This window comes from Bacteroides sp. (assembly GCF_030151085.1).
Taxonomy (GTDB): Bacteria; Bacteroidota; Bacteroidia; order Bacteroidales; family Bacteroidaceae; genus Bacteroides.
Genome location: NZ_JASLER010000066.1, coordinates 35,925 through 52,610, shown reverse-complemented (window position 1 = coordinate 52,610; position 16,686 = coordinate 35,925). Strand labels below are relative to the sequence as shown.

General features: G+C 40.5%; 21 protein-coding genes. 9 read left to right on the top strand and 12 right to left on the bottom strand.

The window, feature by feature from the left end:
* The 6 genes from Q1W14_RS13380 to Q1W14_RS13355 form a co-directional block, all read right to left on the bottom strand.
* Nucleotides 1–195 (bottom strand): ATP-dependent Clp protease adaptor ClpS (locus Q1W14_RS13380; protein ID WP_300702160.1); only part of this gene is annotated, 195 nt, incomplete at its 3' end.
* 44 nt (nt 196–239) lie between these two features.
* On the bottom strand, nt 240–923 hold the full coding sequence (locus tag Q1W14_RS13375) for a glycine zipper family protein (RefSeq protein WP_300702159.1): 684 nt from the start codon (nt 921–923) through the stop codon (nt 240–242).
* Nucleotides 924–1,069: 146 nt separating this feature from the next.
* Nucleotides 1,070–3,160, bottom strand: coding sequence for a BT4734/BF3469 family protein (locus Q1W14_RS13370; protein ID WP_300702158.1), 2,091 nt, complete (start codon nt 3,158–3,160; stop codon nt 1,070–1,072).
* Between the two features lie 106 nt (nt 3,161–3,266).
* The gene (locus Q1W14_RS13365; RefSeq protein WP_300702156.1) at nt 3,267–3,740 is read right to left on the bottom strand and encodes a hypothetical protein; all 474 of its coding nucleotides are present in this window, start codon (nt 3,738–3,740) and stop codon (nt 3,267–3,269) included.
* A 773-nt stretch (nt 3,741–4,513) separates the two neighbouring features.
* Nucleotides 4,514–4,951, bottom strand: a complete 438-nt coding sequence (locus tag Q1W14_RS13360; protein ID WP_300702155.1) for a DUF6078 family protein — start codon at nt 4,949–4,951, stop codon at nt 4,514–4,516.
* A gap of 303 nt (nt 4,952–5,254) precedes the next feature.
* On the bottom strand, nt 5,255–5,764 hold the full coding sequence (locus Q1W14_RS13355) for a jacalin-like lectin (RefSeq protein WP_300702153.1): 510 nt from the start codon (nt 5,762–5,764) through the stop codon (nt 5,255–5,257).
* 312 nt (nt 5,765–6,076) lie between these two features.
* Between Q1W14_RS13355 and Q1W14_RS13350 the strand changes: the two genes are divergently transcribed.
* The 9 genes from Q1W14_RS13350 to Q1W14_RS13310 all read left to right on the top strand — a co-directional run bounded on the left by Q1W14_RS13350 (nt 6,077) and on the right by Q1W14_RS13310 (nt 12,513).
* Entirely contained in the window at nt 6,077–6,610 is a 534-nt protein-coding gene (locus Q1W14_RS13350) for a hypothetical protein (protein ID WP_300702151.1), read from the top strand.
* Nucleotides 6,611–6,815: 205 nt separating this feature from the next.
* Entirely contained in the window at nt 6,816–7,301 is a 486-nt protein-coding gene (locus tag Q1W14_RS13345; protein WP_300702149.1) for a LytTR family DNA-binding domain-containing protein, read from the top strand.
* Nucleotides 7,302–7,441: 140 nt separating this feature from the next.
* Entirely contained in the window at nt 7,442–8,503 is a 1,062-nt protein-coding gene (locus Q1W14_RS13340; protein WP_300702148.1) for a DUF2589 domain-containing protein, read from the top strand.
* A gap of 37 nt (nt 8,504–8,540) precedes the next feature.
* Nucleotides 8,541–9,317: a hypothetical protein gene (locus Q1W14_RS13335; protein WP_300702147.1), complete on the top strand. Its 777-nt coding sequence runs from the start codon at nt 8,541–8,543 to the stop codon at nt 9,315–9,317.
* A 20-nt stretch (nt 9,318–9,337) separates the two neighbouring features.
* Nucleotides 9,338–9,949 (top strand): DUF2589 domain-containing protein, encoded by a 612-nt coding sequence (locus Q1W14_RS13330; RefSeq protein WP_300702146.1) that lies wholly within the window; start codon nt 9,338–9,340, stop codon nt 9,947–9,949.
* Nucleotides 9,950–10,256: 307 nt separating this feature from the next.
* Entirely contained in the window at nt 10,257–10,706 is a 450-nt protein-coding gene (locus Q1W14_RS13325) for a hypothetical protein (protein ID WP_300702145.1), read from the top strand.
* A gap of 5 nt (nt 10,707–10,711) precedes the next feature.
* Nucleotides 10,712–11,167, top strand: a complete 456-nt coding sequence (locus Q1W14_RS13320; protein ID WP_300702143.1) for a hypothetical protein — start codon at nt 10,712–10,714, stop codon at nt 11,165–11,167.
* A gap of 118 nt (nt 11,168–11,285) precedes the next feature.
* Nucleotides 11,286–12,101: an N-acetylmuramidase family protein gene (locus Q1W14_RS13315; RefSeq protein ID WP_300702141.1), complete on the top strand. Its 816-nt coding sequence runs from the start codon at nt 11,286–11,288 to the stop codon at nt 12,099–12,101.
* Between the two features lie 19 nt (nt 12,102–12,120).
* Nucleotides 12,121–12,513, top strand: coding sequence for a hypothetical protein (locus Q1W14_RS13310; protein WP_300702139.1), 393 nt, complete (start codon nt 12,121–12,123; stop codon nt 12,511–12,513).
* Between the two features lie 43 nt (nt 12,514–12,556).
* Here Q1W14_RS13310 and Q1W14_RS13305 read toward each other — a convergent pair whose 3' ends face one another.
* The 6 genes from Q1W14_RS13305 to Q1W14_RS13280 all read right to left on the bottom strand — a co-directional run bounded on the left by Q1W14_RS13305 (nt 12,557) and on the right by Q1W14_RS13280 (nt 16,656).
* Nucleotides 12,557–13,027: a nucleoside deaminase gene (locus Q1W14_RS13305; RefSeq protein ID WP_300702137.1), complete on the bottom strand. Its 471-nt coding sequence runs from the start codon at nt 13,025–13,027 to the stop codon at nt 12,557–12,559.
* 98 nt (nt 13,028–13,125) lie between these two features.
* A complete protein-coding gene (locus Q1W14_RS13300) occupies nt 13,126–14,145 on the bottom strand; it encodes a beta-ketoacyl-ACP synthase III (RefSeq protein WP_300702135.1) in 1,020 nt (339 codons plus the stop codon).
* A gap of 488 nt (nt 14,146–14,633) precedes the next feature.
* Entirely contained in the window at nt 14,634–15,272 is a 639-nt protein-coding gene (locus Q1W14_RS13295; protein WP_300702133.1) for a DapH/DapD/GlmU-related protein, read from the bottom strand.
* Nucleotides 15,262–15,708 carry a GNAT family N-acetyltransferase gene (locus Q1W14_RS13290; protein WP_300702131.1) on the bottom strand — a complete coding sequence of 149 codons (447 nt, stop codon included), beginning with the start codon at nt 15,706–15,708 and terminating at the stop codon, nt 15,262–15,264. Before Q1W14_RS13290 ends, Q1W14_RS13295 begins: the two co-directional genes overlap by 11 nt.
* A complete protein-coding gene (locus Q1W14_RS13285; RefSeq protein WP_300702130.1) occupies nt 15,705–16,148 on the bottom strand; it encodes an N-acetyltransferase in 444 nt (147 codons plus the stop codon). The genes Q1W14_RS13290 and Q1W14_RS13285 overlap by 4 nt, the downstream gene beginning before the upstream one ends.
* Nucleotides 16,120–16,656 (bottom strand): GNAT family protein, encoded by a 537-nt coding sequence (locus tag Q1W14_RS13280; RefSeq protein WP_300702128.1) that lies wholly within the window; start codon nt 16,654–16,656, stop codon nt 16,120–16,122. Before Q1W14_RS13280 ends, Q1W14_RS13285 begins: the two co-directional genes overlap by 29 nt.
* Nucleotides 16,657–16,686 lie beyond the last annotated feature (30 nt).

The following is a 16,686-nucleotide window of genomic DNA, read 5'->3' as shown; positions in this document are numbered from 1 at the left end:
GGCCGATTGGCTTTGGTGTACTTTCAGCATCAATGCTTCGGCTTCCGCCGGTGATTTATAAAAGATGGTGGTAAGTATATTTACTACAAATTCCATCGTGGTGAAATCATCGTTGTAGATGGTAACCTTAAAGCGTCTCGGCTCGTGAAGGTCTATGCGTTCTCTTGCTTTGAAAGAGGATTGTTGTTGTTCCATTTTTTTGAAGAATAACTATTAAAACGTTGTATTACATTGACTGCCTATCGTTGTGTGGGTAGTGAGAACTCCTGCCAGTCGTAATCTTGTCCGAGTCCGTCGGCAACGGCAATGCGTATAGTTACTTCTCCGGTCTTGATGCGATCTCCGGCACTGATATTTGCCGTATACTTCACGCCTTCGTGAGGGGCAATCTGTTCTATCATGACGGAAGGTGAGATATAAATTCGTTTCATTCCTGTGGTTTCTATCACTACAGGTACTACGTTGAATGCAGTTTTGTCTCCTTCATTCATAATTTCGAATATCACTTTACTGTTTTCGCCTGAGCTGATGGTATGGTCACGGTTATCATCAATGAAACGGATATTACGAATCCTCAGATCATTAATAGCTGAACGAAAAGGTTGTTGTCTCTCCGTTTGTGGGGGAGTGGGTTGAGTTCTTTCTATCTGATAGCCGTATTCTTCTTGTTTAGGTGTAGTAACTGCATTGCCGATAGCTGCTCCTGCAATGGTTCCGATGATAGTACCGATGGCGGAACCACGGTAACCGCCTCGCCATCCTCCGTTGCTTTCGCCTATCAAGCCACCGATAGCATTTCCTACATTGCCGCCTATGGCAGCTCCGGCAAATATTGCGCCGGGATCGCCTGAAGTGGTGCGGCTTGTACCGCAACTGCTGAATAATAGGATGAACGCCAAAGCTCCTAAAAAGTATTTCTTCATATCTTTATCATTTATGAATCTAATATTCGTAAAATGCAAAGTTATGGAAACTATTGAAAAGGTGTTATCTTTGTCACAAATTTTAATGAGAATGAAGGTATTATATGAAAAAGCGTAAGCATAAAAAAGAAAAAAGCATCTCTATTCTACATCCTCACCACATGATACACCGTCCCCCTCCGTACCCTCTTCGACGGAATGCCATGTTTCTGCAATATCCTTCCGAACACACTCACTTTCTTTGCCGATAAGGGTTTGGAACTATTCCTCTGCATGTCTTCCAGAATTTCTGCCGGAGACAACCATTCACCTTCTTCATTTTCACGAGCCGGACGGAAGTATCGGTAAAATAACTGCTCCTCGGGTGATACTTGTTCAAATTCACGATTGCTTTCGGTCATGATGCGTTCGTCCTCGGAGGTGAACCAGTAGCGTTCATTATGGTCGAGTTCATACATAGCTTGGGCATAGAGCTGGTCGTAATCTATGGGGTGGGAGGTGTCAATCACTCCTGTGACTTCAATGCAGATAAAACGGCGGCTACCACTAGGATCAGTTAGTAAATCTTTTTGATTACTTGTTGCTATGAACGAGGCATAACGGCGCATTTCGAGCACGGCATTGGCGTAGGGTTTGCGTACGTTGACCACGGGCTTCTGTAAAATGTGCTTCAAGAATCCCTGTTGCGTGGCACTAATCTGATCGAACTCGTCAATATTTATCAATGCGAAGCGATTAAGATACAGCTCAGCGTCCCTCTTGCGGGAGAAGTCGATACTATCTGTAAAATAGACACGTTCCGATGGTGGCATGATGCTGCGGCAAAAGGTACTTTTGCGGGTTCCTTGCGCACCGACCAGCAAGGGCGAAACACTGTTTGCATACTTCTTATCCATCCCACGCCAGTGCGAAACCATATTCAGAAACCAACGGTGAAACAACTCAGGCCAGTGCGGATTCTTGCAAGGTACCGTTTGAGCAAGGGCTTGAATACGGTCTTTGCCGTCCCAACCGGAAAGATTGTACAAGAAGTCTTCCAACGGATTGAAGATAGGTACTCGATTGGAATAGACGTAGCGGCTGATGTCCCTATCCCACAGCGGAATACCTTCGGCTTGAGCGTCGAGGGCGATACTGTTCAATGCACGCTTGTCGATAGGATTGAAGCGGAAACGGTAGGAATGGCGTTCGCGGTACTCCACTTCACCCACCTGCGTGTTGTAGCGGAATTCATAACGACGCTTCATAAAGTCATCGGTCTGCAAAGAGAGTTGCTGCTCTTTACTCAGGCTGATTTTCTCGCCGAAACCTTTGCTCTCCAAGTATATGTTGTTGAATATTTGACGGATAAGCATCTCCTGCCTGCGCAGATAATAGTGAAAAATGGTGTGCCTGATGGCTTCCTCTTCGGGTATCCCCGATTGAAAACAGTTGACAGCGAGTTGTGTCAATAATGGTTGAAGACTATTGGCGGGAGTGGCTCCGGAAGCTTCGGTTTCGGTTATGTCTGTGTAGGATTTTCTTAATGCGGATTCGAATAGAAGACCGATAGAGTCTTCCTCATTCATTCCGGGTACGGCTCGTGTCAAGGGAGATTTTTCCTTTTGTAGGGTTTCCCGATAAGTAGGTTCATCGGGCATGGAGGCAGGTTGGGATAGATAAAACTGCACGGTGTCGGGACGATATATCACTTCCGGATCGTATGAGAGCCGTGAGAACTGATCGAGGCGTGGCTCTTTGGGAATAATGTCGTAGGGAAGTTGAGGCTGATAACATTTCACGGCCAACCGATAGGCATGGGCGTGGAAGATAGCGGCTTCTTCCTCAGTTTGGGGTAGTTCGTTGTCCGGACGAGTGAAAATAGTCCATATTTTTACTGTCCGCCCGCTGGAGCCGGTGAATGCGCAAAGCGTTTGGGGCTGTTCCCATGCACGTTGTTTCACGAAGGCTATTTCGGCTTTGCCGGATAGTGGGCCAACGGTCAGTTCCACAATACCGTTGTATGTTTTCATCTGCCTGCCACTACCGGTACGTTGGTATTCGGCGGCAGGCAGAATCTTCGGGAGTCGTTCTGAAAAGTTACATTGTTCGCCTGGTAATGTGTACTTTAATTGCTCTCTGAAAGTGGAGATGGGGCAGCTTTTGTTCTCGTTTTTTATTTTTTCGATTAGTGTCTCCAAGTTTATAGTAGTCAATGCTGCGGCACCTTCTCTTTCCCTCAGTTGTGTTATTTTCATTAATTTGCTTATTGATGTGCGTAGTTGTTAATATTCAGCTAAGGTACACAATAATCACTGCCTGAAAAATAAAAACGGACAAATTAATTCTTGAAAATAACTTTATTTATACTTTTTCTTCTTCCTGTTCTTGCATCTTTATTAGTAAATAGCTTACATTTTGGAAGTGGCAATGCAGATTACTATATAGCTGTTTTATATAGCCGGTATTTCCAGCCAATTCTGTAATGAATTGCAAATGCCGACCAATTTCGCTATTGATACGCAGGAGTTCTTTTCTATCAATTTGATTTTGAAACATGTAGACACCGCAGGCATTCTGTATTTCCGAAACACCTCTTTTCCATTCGTGCTCGATGATGGGTTGTAGTGAGTAGATAAACTGCTTCAGTTTGCGTTGTAGGTTTTTTAAGCGTGTAATTCCTTGAAAGTCTTCTAACTGGATATTGGCGTTAAATGTATCAGCCATTAGCAGGTAATACGTTGTCATGGCTTCATCTGAATCGAAGCGTTTAGATACAGAGTTAGGTTGTTTTAGGGAAATTGCATGAAATTTCTCCGGTTGATTGCTGTTTTCCATAAATCTTTAAGTTTTTAAAGGTGAATAATTCGATTTATGGGAGAGGAGAGAAGGTACAACAAAAGCGATCCCCGCCTGACCCATTGTCGAAACCTATACATGTAGCATATGTTTGGAGATGCATTACACACTCCCCATGGGGGTACAGGGACCGCCATATAGGAGTGTCATGACCAGGCATAAAAATGCCCGCCACGATGATTTGGCAGGTTTCCCTGCTACATGTTTATTAAGTTTCGACGCGACAAATATACAATAAAAATAGAACTATTGCATGATTGTCTGTAAAAACTATATGTTTTTTGAGTAGCAGGATTGATGTCTTGACTTGCTGTTTCAATGTTCAATATTTGTTTCTACATGGAAAAACAAATAGTTTCAGCAGGCAAAACGATTTGTTTCAACTAACTGTACAGTTAGTTTCAATGAATGAAACACTTTGTTTCAACATACAGAACACTTCGTTTCAACAAGCAAAACAGATTGTTTTTATGGCTTAAAACGATTTGTTTATACTATATGAAACAAAGTGTTCAACACTATGAACTAAGTATTTAACTCATATTATCTTCAAACTAAAACTATGTATTCTCGTGTATGATTATCGTCTTTTCTTTTCGGACTATAATGGAGTGTTGCAGATAAAATCATCTGCAACCATCTGCAACAGGTATCTGCAACAGCGTAAATTATTGAAAGATAATTCTGTATAAGCAAAAGTGTGGCAGATGGCAGATGTTTTTCAGAAAACAAACTTTCGTGTAGAGTGGAGCTTATTTCCAATCAAATTCTTTGCTGAAAGACTCGAAAGCTATTTCTTCATTATGCCCGTAACGTTGGAATAGCTGACGGATGTATGCTTGATCTTCGGGAGCAAGGTAGCACTCTTTGCGGTAGAAGCGATAATACTTTCCTCTACCGAAATAGGCAATCATTTGGCTCTTTAATACTGATACATTTTTATGGGGAACATTGTCGAACAGATTTCTGATGCCCCATGCCACATTGATTTTCTCGGCAGACAGGAAATGGGAACACTTGTCGGCATTGGCAGTGATGCATGCAGGATTAATGATGCGTAGAGTAGGGTAACTGTTTGTACAATGTTGTGCTGCTATGTTGCGCAAGCACTTCGCGGCTTTAGGGCATTGGTTGTTGAAGCAATGGGCAAAGTTGTAAGGAACTAATTGATAATTAAATTCTTCTTCCATGATTTGTTTAGTAAATGCTTACCATTTTTTCGTATACAACGTGTTTTTGATATTACTATCTGCAAATATAAGCTTTTAGGCGGCATTTCGAAAAAGAAAAATGAATAAAATGTGGTAGTGGGTGCTACATTTAGTATGAAAGTGGAAAATCCCTGCACTTGTTCAGTAAATAAGTAGTGCTGTAATTCAATTAGAGGCTGGCTCAAAATATATTTTTTTGAGTTCAGCCTCTTTTTGCTTTTGAAGAGATAGAGCGGGGCTCTACATCTTTCGATTGGTGACTATGTATTCTTTTTGACTTTTTTACAATCCAAATCTGTGTAAATTTTGCATTCCAGGTATTTTGAAATCTTGCTTTACGGTATAAAATCCGATGCTATTCAAGTAATAGCCTGCATTTCCGAATAAAGCACAGATGTGATAACCTTTTTCGGCGGTGTACTCAAAGCCGTACTGACCTGAGAAGTGCGGATCAGAAGAAATGACGTTCCCATTTTTTGTGGTAAAAGTCAATGTTCTAATAACGTATTGATTTGCATAGTAAATGACCATACCCTTTACTGATACAATGTAATCGCCCTGACTAAGTGTTGCTTTGATTTCGGTTCCACCCATGCCACCGTGCACTGCATTATATCCTTGATATACAAAAGTGAGGTTATCGATTATATCTCCTTTGCGGATAATAATACCGGTCGGGATTATAGCCCCTTTCTTACAACAAGTTTCAATGTCGTCAAATTGTTTTCCACAACTGTTTGATCCAAATAACTCAGATTTTTTGAATGAATCAAATAAATTTTCTGTTCCCATTTTTATTACGGTTTATTTCCTACTCTTTGATCGGCTTTTCGGAACCCGCCGTTTTGTAAGCTTGCGAGGCAAATGTAAAAGAGAAATTAAGTATGGAATAATTTGTTTGACGAACAGCATTTATTACACACAAATGTATTAATGAGGGGTAAAACAACCAATATCTTGTGATTGAACAAACATTTTGTTTATTCGTGAAACGGAATTGGTAGGGGATTAATTCAAGCTTAGTTTTGCAGCGTAGGTTTACAAATAAGTATAGGCGGGTTCCGAAAAGCCTTGGATAGAGTAGGAAAATAAAATTTATAAAATATGGGATTGAATAATGTTAAAGTAAAGGAGTCGGTTCTTGAAATTGCGGGAACTGGAAAAATCGAGATTGATTTAGATAAAGTTGCAAGTCTGGTTGACCTTAATAAAGGATGCCGTTTTACTCCTAAGGGGGTCTTGGACTTTTGTAGAAGCTTTAAGGTAAATAAAGATATCTACCCTGAACCAGTATATACCTCAAACTCTGTAAGAAATTTGCATGAGGTATTTGCGTCATCTGTACCCAATAGCTACGATTATGCTGTATTAGCACACATCTTACTTGCTCAAGGCAAAATTAAATCAAAGATTGTCAATGTAGTGAATCCTAAAGATGGAGCGAATAAAGATTATCGTGCCTTTGTCATTTTCGCTGATAACGGAACAACGTATGTTTTGGATTCTGCCGTTGATGATATTGTAGAATTGGAAGAAGGCAAACCCTATAGCAAGAAAGGTACTAAGTACCAACAAGTGGAAGGTAACTATAGAATGGTATCCGTGAAAGACGTTCCCGACTACGACCCCTCGAAATAGATCTTATTATCTAGAAGATAACTAATAGTAAGAACCAAAGTACATATATCCGTATGCTTGCTTTGGTTCTTTTTAGTTTTTAAACAGCAATATTGCTCTAAAGTTCTCCCGTCTCTGCTCTTTATCAAACAAATCGGTGTTTTATTAAACAAATTTCTATTCTATAGATAAGTTTCATTCATTTGCATATTGTATATTAGGAAGTATGAAAGAAAACCAGTGTCTAATAATATCTCTACCTGCTCATTTGGCAGATCTACCCATACAAATTGTGAGGGGATCGGGTCAGGGGCTTGTATGCAGTGTGCAGCGGATGGATGAAGAAAACAATATTGAGTATTCCGTTGGCGAGGATAAAAAGTATATTTTTATTTGGCGTCAGAATGATTACCTTAAACTGACACTTGACGAAATTTTATGGATTGAGGCCGAAGGAAGCTATAGCAGAGTTCATCTTACCGGTAACAGAAATATGGTTATCTCCTTCAATCTTGCTGTTATTGAGAAAGACTTGCCCGGTAGTGACTTTATACGTATCCATCGTTCATACATCATAAATCTGCATCATGTGAATTCGCTGATGGGCAATAGCTTTATCATTGAAGGTAAACTATTGACTATCGGAAGAGCATATCGCGAAGATGTTCTTAGCCATTTCATATTTATAGGTGTACGCAGGAAAACCAAGTAAGATACTTGACACCTTTTTGTGTTGTTCGTGGAAGATTTTAGTTGTACGTACAACGGATAATCAGAATGATATTTATCAGCATACTTTTACAGTTGTAAACCTACAAAATAACAAAAGTATTCATTTAAAAATAGAAACGTATGGCTATTGACATAACCCCGTCGCAAGTTGCGACCAACGCATTGCAGGCGTTACCTTTCGGTAATATTATCGGAGGTCCTTTGAAAGCTTGTATTGAAGCCCAAGCTATGGCTGCCAAAACATCCTGGAATTTTATTCAGGAAGTAGGTCTTAACACAGACCCGCAAACCGGAGAAAAGAAAACTGTAAATGTCTCATTCCAATTTATTAAGGATGGACGCGTCGCACAACTGAATGTACCGTTGCTGACCATTGTCCCCATCCCTTACATTGCTATCCAGACTATTGATATTAATTTCAAAGCTAATATCAACGCTTCGGCATCAAACTCTAAAGTAGAGAATGAAAGTACCTCTATTGACGCAGGAGTGGCTGGTTCCGCTTCTTTGAATCTGGGCATTTTCAAAGTAAATGCGGATTTTCATGCCAATTACTCCAGTAAGAAGGACTCTACCGCAACACAGGATTCCAAATATAGTGTAGAATATACCATGGACGTTGCGGTGAAAGCCGGACAAGATAGTATGCCTGCCGGTTTGGCTAAGGTTCTTGAACTTCTGGGTAATAGCTTGGATGTTTGCGATCCTTCGGGTACTTTAGAAGTAAATACCCTTGAATTTAAAGGTGCACCCGGCGACAAGGCCATGTTGATTGCTACCTACAAGAACCGTGACGGTCTGTTTGAACCTGCCAAGATTCAGGTTCCGGGTCAGACGGGTACAGTTGATGGTGACAACATGATCTTCCAGCTTCCGATAGAAGAAGGCAAAACTACTTCATACATGGTTGGCGTATCCGGTATCAGCAAGAAAGCCATTGTTAAAACAGTCGATACTTATACCGACCAGAAGAATCGTGAACTTGCCCGCATAGAGCGTGAACAAAAAGACAAAGAACGTTTGGACAGCATGCAAAAAGAGATAGCCGACCGTCGGCAGAAGCTGGATGAACAGCATCAGCAGGAATTACTGGCTTCTCAGGAACGTGTTCGTGAACTTGAGAAAAAGCAGGCTCAGGAAGAAGAGGAAGAAAAGGCTAAGAAAGAACAAGCCTCGAAGTAGTAGAAAAATGATTAATTCATAATCCGTCAATAAGTTTATGGCTCAGTTAAGCAAAATTTTAGGAATGATTCTCCGGGATATGGTGGCAGCCCAACATGAGGCCAATATGTATGCTCTCAAGCTGGCTACAGCCTACCGTAACCAGAGTCAGGCAGCTACATTAGGTCCTCCTGCTGTATGTTTAGGAGAAATGGAACTAATGCTTCATTGTGGTTTTACCGGAAAATCTGTTATGGGGGAAGATTACGAAATAGATCAGACTGCGGTTCTTCGTACAATAAAAGAATTGTCCGATGAATTATCAGAAATGATAGTATCTAGTATACTTTCCACCATCGTTCAGAATAAACATAGTGATGAACTTGAAGAAGGTCCTATCACACAGTTGAACCGGGAAAAAACACTGCGACGTAATTTTGTAACTTATCTGAGTCGTAAACTTTTGATTTATCTGAAAGAGCACCGGGCTGAATTCATAGCTTTAGATGGGACGATTGACGCAAAAACACTGTTAGAAAGCGTCCTCCTCATCAGCGACCGGGAATTCATTTCACACTCGGATTTGGGAGATGCATTTGAAAATGATTCGTCAGGTGAATTACGAAATAAAATCAAAGAGAATTTAAGATCAAGCGTTGAATTGCTTTTGCCCAGATTATTGGCGGATGTCAATATTAGTCGTCCTAATCAGTATTCGTCCATGGATGTGATAGTATCTTCCGAAGAATTGTCCAAACTTTCTGACGAGTGCATTCAAACGATTCGATTGAAGATTTCTCCGCGGGATTTGCCGTCGGAAACCGATGTTGAATAATTCAATAATAGCTTAAGAATATGAATGTAGATAAAGAAGAACGAATCAGTAGTCAGGTAATGGAATTGAAGGATCTTATATCAGGTCCCTTGCTGGCTACCATCGATGCTGATTCAATGTCAGCTCAAAGGTATCTGGACTATCTGTTTAAGATAACGTTCGAGTCGTATGATCCGGTTTCCGGTGAAGTTGGAGCGTTGCGTATGTTAACTTTCAGTTATCAGAGCCGTGATTTGACCGGTCCACGTATGCAATCCGTCAGCATCCCGTTATTAACCCTTGTGCCATTGCCTTTATTGCAAGTGCAGGAAGCGGACTTTGATTTTGATATTCAAGTTTTGGATGCATCCAGTAAACAACAACAGTCATCCTTCTCTTTTGAAAAGGGGCATAGTGTGGATAATGCTGATAGTGAAAGTGGCAAGGACACGCGTTTGAGAGTTGCGTTGGCAGCTTCTTCCGGCAGTCATGGAAATAAGTCGGACAGCAGGCAAAGCAGTTTGAGTGCGAATATGAAAGTTCATGTAAAAATGCGGCAGGCTGATATGCCCGGAGGATTGTCTGCTTTATTAAGCAAAGCTGTAACCAATATGTCCTCAGATGTGGCACATGCACTGCCCGAAGTATCTTAATATAAAACCGAAGTTGAACATAAATTATAGAGTATAAAATGCACACATCCAAATCAAATCCTGTTGTGTCGCAGCCAGCTGCTACGCAACAACCAAGTGGGATGTCTTGCCCCATTTGCAAATGTTTCATTCCAATCAGCATTTACCAACTTTTACATGATGGTGCTATCTCATGCCCGCATTGTGGGTTGTCACTTACTATTAACCGCTCGGTTTCCCAGTCTGCCATGAATGCTCTTAAAAAGGTAGAGAATGCTGTAAGCAGAGTTCGGGAAACTGAAAAATTTAAACGATAAAACAGATTAACATGAAAAGAATTTTATTTATTTTATTGTGTGGAGTATTGGCGGTTGCATGTGTTGCATCCACTGCTACTAATCAGCCAATCAAAAGTCATGTGGAAAAAATCACCGAAAGTGATTCTGTGACTGTTGATATTGCATTACAAGCAAAAGAAGTAATTAAGAAATGGATAAAAGAACAGGATGGATTTACTCATAACATATCTGATACCCATATACTTGAAAAAAAAGTATCTCGTGGGCAGGAAGTTTTACAAATTATGCTAGACCACCTTTTATCTCAATCCAAAGATTTTAAAAAAGAAGATGAATATTCTAAAATTTGCAAATATGAGTCTGACCAGCTAAGAGTATATTATACCGAAATTGGAAAGGACGATGTGTTTGCAAGAGCTATCGTGATCTTTGATCTGAATACAAAGCCTGAGGTTTATATTCTTGTTTTCAAAAAATAGTCGGAATGTATCTGATTCACCTGATACATAGATTAATCGATTTGATTTTTCCTGTTGCTTATAAAAAGTATTTGTTGCAGGTTCAAAACGAGGTATGGCCTTATGATGATAAACGTTTCAGTGGTCATGCCCTCCGTTTAGTATACCCAAATTTGAGGATAAACAAACAGGAAGATAAAAAGTTATGGATCGTGCATTCCCTAAATGGTCTGACACCTTATCTATTTCTTAATTCAGTAGGTTTCATCGCTTCAAAGGCTCTTATTCGCGACACAGCTAAATGTATTATTACAAAGCTTCCTTTAGTCGATGGGAAATGCTATTTAAGATTAGTGGAATATAAATATCCATCTCACATTAAGATGAGAGTAGGTAAGAACGATGAAGTCCTTTTTGCTGCTATTCGGATTGAGACTTGGGGAAGAGTATATGACGGCTTCAAGATTGATTTTTATATCTGAATATGGGCAAATGTAACTTAGGGTTGAGGTGAATACCATAGACTTATAAAATAACTTGCACACGGCGGATTCTGAAAAGCCGGATAGGGAAGAGAGTAGGAAATAATAAAGATGTTATATGGAAATTATTAATTCAAAAAGTATTAAAGGGTCAATGTTTTATGCTCAAATTTTACTTATTGACCAAGGATATTCTATTGTGCTAAATGGTGATTATGATAAAAGAACCCGTGAAGCAATAATTGACTTTCAACGTAAGCACCATTTAGAAGCCGATGGCATTATGGGATATAAAAGTTGGGAGGCTTTGCTTTTATCTACACATGAAACAGGAAAAAAGTTATCCGAGAATGACTTTATACTGGCTGCCCAGCTTCTGGATGTAGAAACCGCAGCCTTGAAAGCCATTCAGAAGGTAGAAACTGGTGGTCGTGGCGGTTTCTTTGCACCAGGCAAACCGGCTATACTTTTTGAGGGACATGTGTTTTGGGCGCAACTGAAAGAGAAAGGGCTCAATCCGGAAAATCACGTAGTAGGAAATGAAAATATTCTCTATCGCCATTGGGATAGGACCAAGTATTATGGTGGAATCCGTGAATACGAACGTTTGGAACAAGCTAGGAAAATAAACCTTGAGGCGGCAAATTCTTCTGCTAGTTGGGGAATGTTTCAGGTTATGGGATTCAACTATGCTGCTTGCGGAGAAAAAAGTGTGGAAAGTTTTGTGAACGCCATGTGTGAAAGTGAATTCAAACAATTAATGCTTTCTGTGCGATTTATTAAAGAAGGTGGAATGCTGCCTGCTTTGCAAGCTAAAAAATGGGATGTATTTGCAAAGTTATATAATGGTGCAGGATACAAAGCGAACAATTATGATACGAAGTTAAGTGATGCGTATAATATGTTCACAGAAAATGCCAATAAAGCAAAATGAAAATATTAGAGGGTTTTTATTGTATTGCCTTTTAGTTGTTGTCTCAATAGGGTGCACTTGCCGTGTTACTCCTCTTCATACTAATGACAATGGCTTATTTCCGAAAGGAAAATTGCTGGGACAACCTTATACGCATGTACGTCCTGATATCCGTATGGTAAGGGTTTGTTCGGTTGATGAAGCGGATAGTTTCTACTACCATTTGTGTGGTAATAATGAAATATTGAAATATAGAATGGACAGCAAAGACGTGTTTTACTGCAAAAATAAAAGTACCGGCGGAACTATGATATACAGTCATCATGTCCCGCCGGGAACTTATGAAGTAGGAATTATTCACTTCCTGGATACGGTCATCAATCGATTAGGAATAACAGAAGTGCATTTTGTTAAGGCTATCAGGATTGAATAGATTTAGAAATGGTTGAAGGAATTTCTTTACCATTTCAATCTGTTTAATATTCTATCTTATCCTCTTTATTCATCCATTTCTCGAAAATCTTTTGTGATGATTCCCGGTCGTGTTCTTCGGCAACTATTTTGCGCTTGTCAGCAGGCAAGTCCAGTTGCTTGTATATGAATGAATCGTCAAAACCTACTTCGGCTGCATCGTGCTTGGTGCAGCCATAGTATATTCTGTCTATATGTGCCCAGTAAATAGCAGAAAGGCACATGGGGCAAGGTTCGCAGGAAGAATAGATTTCGCACCCTTCTAATATGAATGTGCCGAGTTCCCGACAAGTGTTCCGGATAGCCATAACTTCGGCATGAGCAGTAGGATCTAAATGATTGGTTACACTGTTGCATCCTTGACCAACTATTTTCCCATCTTTTACAATAACTGCGCCGAAGGGACCTCCTCCGTGGTTGATATTATCTAATGCCAGTTCGATGGCAGCTTTCATGAATTCTTTTTGATAGGACATATTGTTATGTTTTAAGTTAGTACAAATATCGGAATATTTAAGTATAAAGCATACTTAAAGGAAGACTATTTCACTTTCTCGTAAATAGTTTATCAACGTTAATCAGTCTGCTGACTGGAATGCGAACCATCGTAACCCCATTTCACATAAACTGCGCCCCAAGCAAAGCCTGCTCCAAATGCAGTGAATATCAGATTGTCCCCCTTTTTGAGTTTATTTTCAAAGTCCCAAATACAGAGAGGGAGTGTACCGGCGCTTGTATTGCCGTAGCGCTCAATATTGACCATGACTTTTTCAGTTGGTACTTCCAGACGTTGTGTTACTGCACTGATAATACGCTGATTTGCCTGATGAGGAATAACCCAGTCGATATCTTCTTTGCTGAGATTGTTTCTGGCAATGAGTGCTTCGCATGCATCCGACATATTTGCTACAGCATATTTGAATACCGTGCGTCCTTCTTGGTAAACGTAATGAAGATGGTTATCCAAAGTGTAATAAGATGAGGCGCAAACGGATCCACCTGCTTTAATATGCAAAAAGGGTAGTCCTTTGCCATCTGTTTTCAATACGGAATCCATGATGCCAATATTTTCGGTAGTCGGTTCGAGCATGAAAGCTGCTGCACCATCGGCAAAAATAGGGCAGGTAGCACGGTCTGTGTAGTTGGTTATCGAGGACATCTTATCAGCTCCTATAACAATGATTTTTTTGTATCTTCCTGAACGGATAAAGTTCGCTCCAGTTTCCAATGCATAAAGAAAGCCGCTGCAAACAGCCTGCACGTCGAAAGCAAAAGCATTCTTCAGTTTCAGTTTATCACATAAGATGGAGGAAGTTGATGGCAGACGATAGTCGGGAGTAGTCGTTGCAACAATTACCAGATCAATATCATCAGGGTTGGTTTGAGTACGTTGCATCAACTGTTTGGCTGCTTTGCGAGCCATGTACGAAGTTCCTAGTCCTTCTTCTCTTAAGATGCGTCTTTCTTTGATTCCGATACGCCCCATTATCCATTCGTCGGTGGTATCCACCATTTTTGAGATCTCATCGTTCGTCAAGATATAATCGGGCACATATCCTCCGACTCCTGTGATTACTGCATTAACTGTCTGCATCGATACTATTTGTTTAGTAAGTTTAGAATAGATTTGTTCGTCTAATACGTAAAATAAGGGCGTAAATTTACATAAAAGAGAATAAAAAACAATAGTAAGGAATAAATCGCCTTCTCCTTTTATTATCAAGAAGGAAACTTTGATTAAAATTTAGCTAAAATGCTGGGATGTATATGATATAGAGATTGTGAATTACTTTCCGATGCAACACAATTATCAAAATGACAGTCAGCGTTTTGACCTTTTAAACGGTACAACCTCGTTTTTTGCAACTACACGGAAAGTGCCGGCAAGTTGATGTTGTTGATTACAAGTGTTTTAGATATTCGCCTTGTACCGTATTTTTTCAGCTCCGTTGTTTGTGCTTTTATCAGTTTCAAGATGCTGTTTATTAACATCTTGCGTTACTAATGCTCCAACGGGTTTTTATTGAATGCAAAGATACGAAAAATGGAGCAAATTAGACCCCGATTTCTCGAATTTTAGACTTACAACAACTCTTTTATAACTTGTTTTACTCTATTTATATCATTGTCAGACAGTAAGGGGATTAATGCGTTAATCTCGTCAATCTCTTTGTTCCACCACTTAAATTTCAGCATCATTTCAATCAGCTCGTCGTCAAAGCGTTTACGAATGGGCTTCGCAGGGTTTCCGGCAACAATCGTGTAAGGATCAACATTCTTTGCGACAACACTGTTCGCTCCGATAATAGTACCGTCGCCAATCGTTACGCCGGGCATGATCGTTACGTTTTGCCCAATCCAAACATCATTACCGACGATCGTATCGCCTTTGATTGGCATCTTTGAAAGGGGAGGGGCCTCTTGTTCCCATCCTTCTAAAATATAAAATGGAAATGTAGAGACAGCATTCATCTGGTGATTCGCACCATTCATAATAAACTCCACTCCTTTCCCAATCTGGCAAAATTTGCCGATGATTAGTTTGTCGCCACAGAAATCATAATGGTGCGTGACGTGACTTTCAAAGTCCGTGTCGCTAAAATAGGTGAAATCGCCCACGATGATGTTCGGATTCTTGATGGTTGGTTTGACATAAGTAACCGTATCGAAGCCTTCGACCGGAAATACTACATTCGGATCGGGAGTTTTATTATTTCTCATAACTGTATCTCATTTTTAAAATCGGAAACGGATTTCCCTGTTCATCTAATTCGGTGCGTTCGAACAACTCGAATCCGATATGTTCGTAAAATCCTATCGCTTGCGGATTTTGCTCGTTCACATCTACATACCGCACCTCATATTGTGAAATCGCAAGTTCTGCTAACTCCCTTCCAACCCCTTTGCCGAAGTAGCTGGGCGATACAAAAAGCATCTCGATTTTGCCGGACTCAACTCCCATAAAGGCAACGGGGTTGATGCCGTCATCGGCAATTACCAGCGTTTCGATACCCGACAAACCCTTCTTTACAAACGGGATAAGTTTCTGAATATCATCTTCGACCAAAAAATGATGCGTAGCACGTACCGATGCTTCCCAAAGAGTGGTCAAGGCATCGACAAGCGTATCAGTTCTATTTGGATTTATTGTAATCATAGCTTTCGTTTCAGATACACCATATCTTTAAGCAACACACCATTTTCAATCATCATGTGGTCGTAGTTGTCAGTGAAAAAGTTTTCAATGCGATGCGAATATTCAAATCCGCAACTTTCGTAGAAACATAGTGAACTGGGTACATCGCCTGTACCCACTATCATTTGTGCATATTTCCCTGAATAATGCGTAGCTAAGTAATTTATAAGTTTTTTGCCATATCCCTGTCGTTGTGATTCGGGAGCAACAGCAATATTTTTAAGTTCACAAACACCATCGCCTTCGTCAGTGACAACACAAATAGCCTTTACGCCGTTATCGTCAAGCACAAATAGTTCTCCACGCTCCAGATAACGGTCGATCATAGCCTCTGACTCATCGGCAAGCAGCAGCAGGTCTATGTATTGTTTCTTATTTCCTGTTACTTGAATTATATTCATTTTTCAAAAGACTATAAACTTCAATATCGGCAAAACTACCATCGGGGAATAACTCTCCTGCACGTTCGATGCCCTCGAACTTAAAGCCAAGTCGTTTGGGGATATTGCTACTCGGAGCATTGCCAACGGCACACTTTATCTGTACACGATTCAGCTCAAGCTCCTCAAAAGCGTATTTGCACAAACGTTCAACGGCACGGGTCATAATACCTCGCCCTTGATGCTCTTTTGAAAGCCAATAACCAATCTCTGTTTTGCGGTTTGCTTTGTCGGTAGCCTTAAACCCAATCAGCCCGACGAATTTATCGCCCTTGCGAATGGCGTAGGTTTTATCATCGGCATCCACCGCAGAATCAACAAACGCCTGTGTAACTGCCACCGAGGTAGTACCGACCACAAATGGCAACCACTGCCCCAAATAGTCGCGTTGAGCATCTATCGTATTGTACATATCGTTTGCATCGTCTACCTGCAAAGGTCTGAGCGATATTTTGTCTGTTATTTTCATGTGTCGTTTTCATTTTTATACCTTAACAGG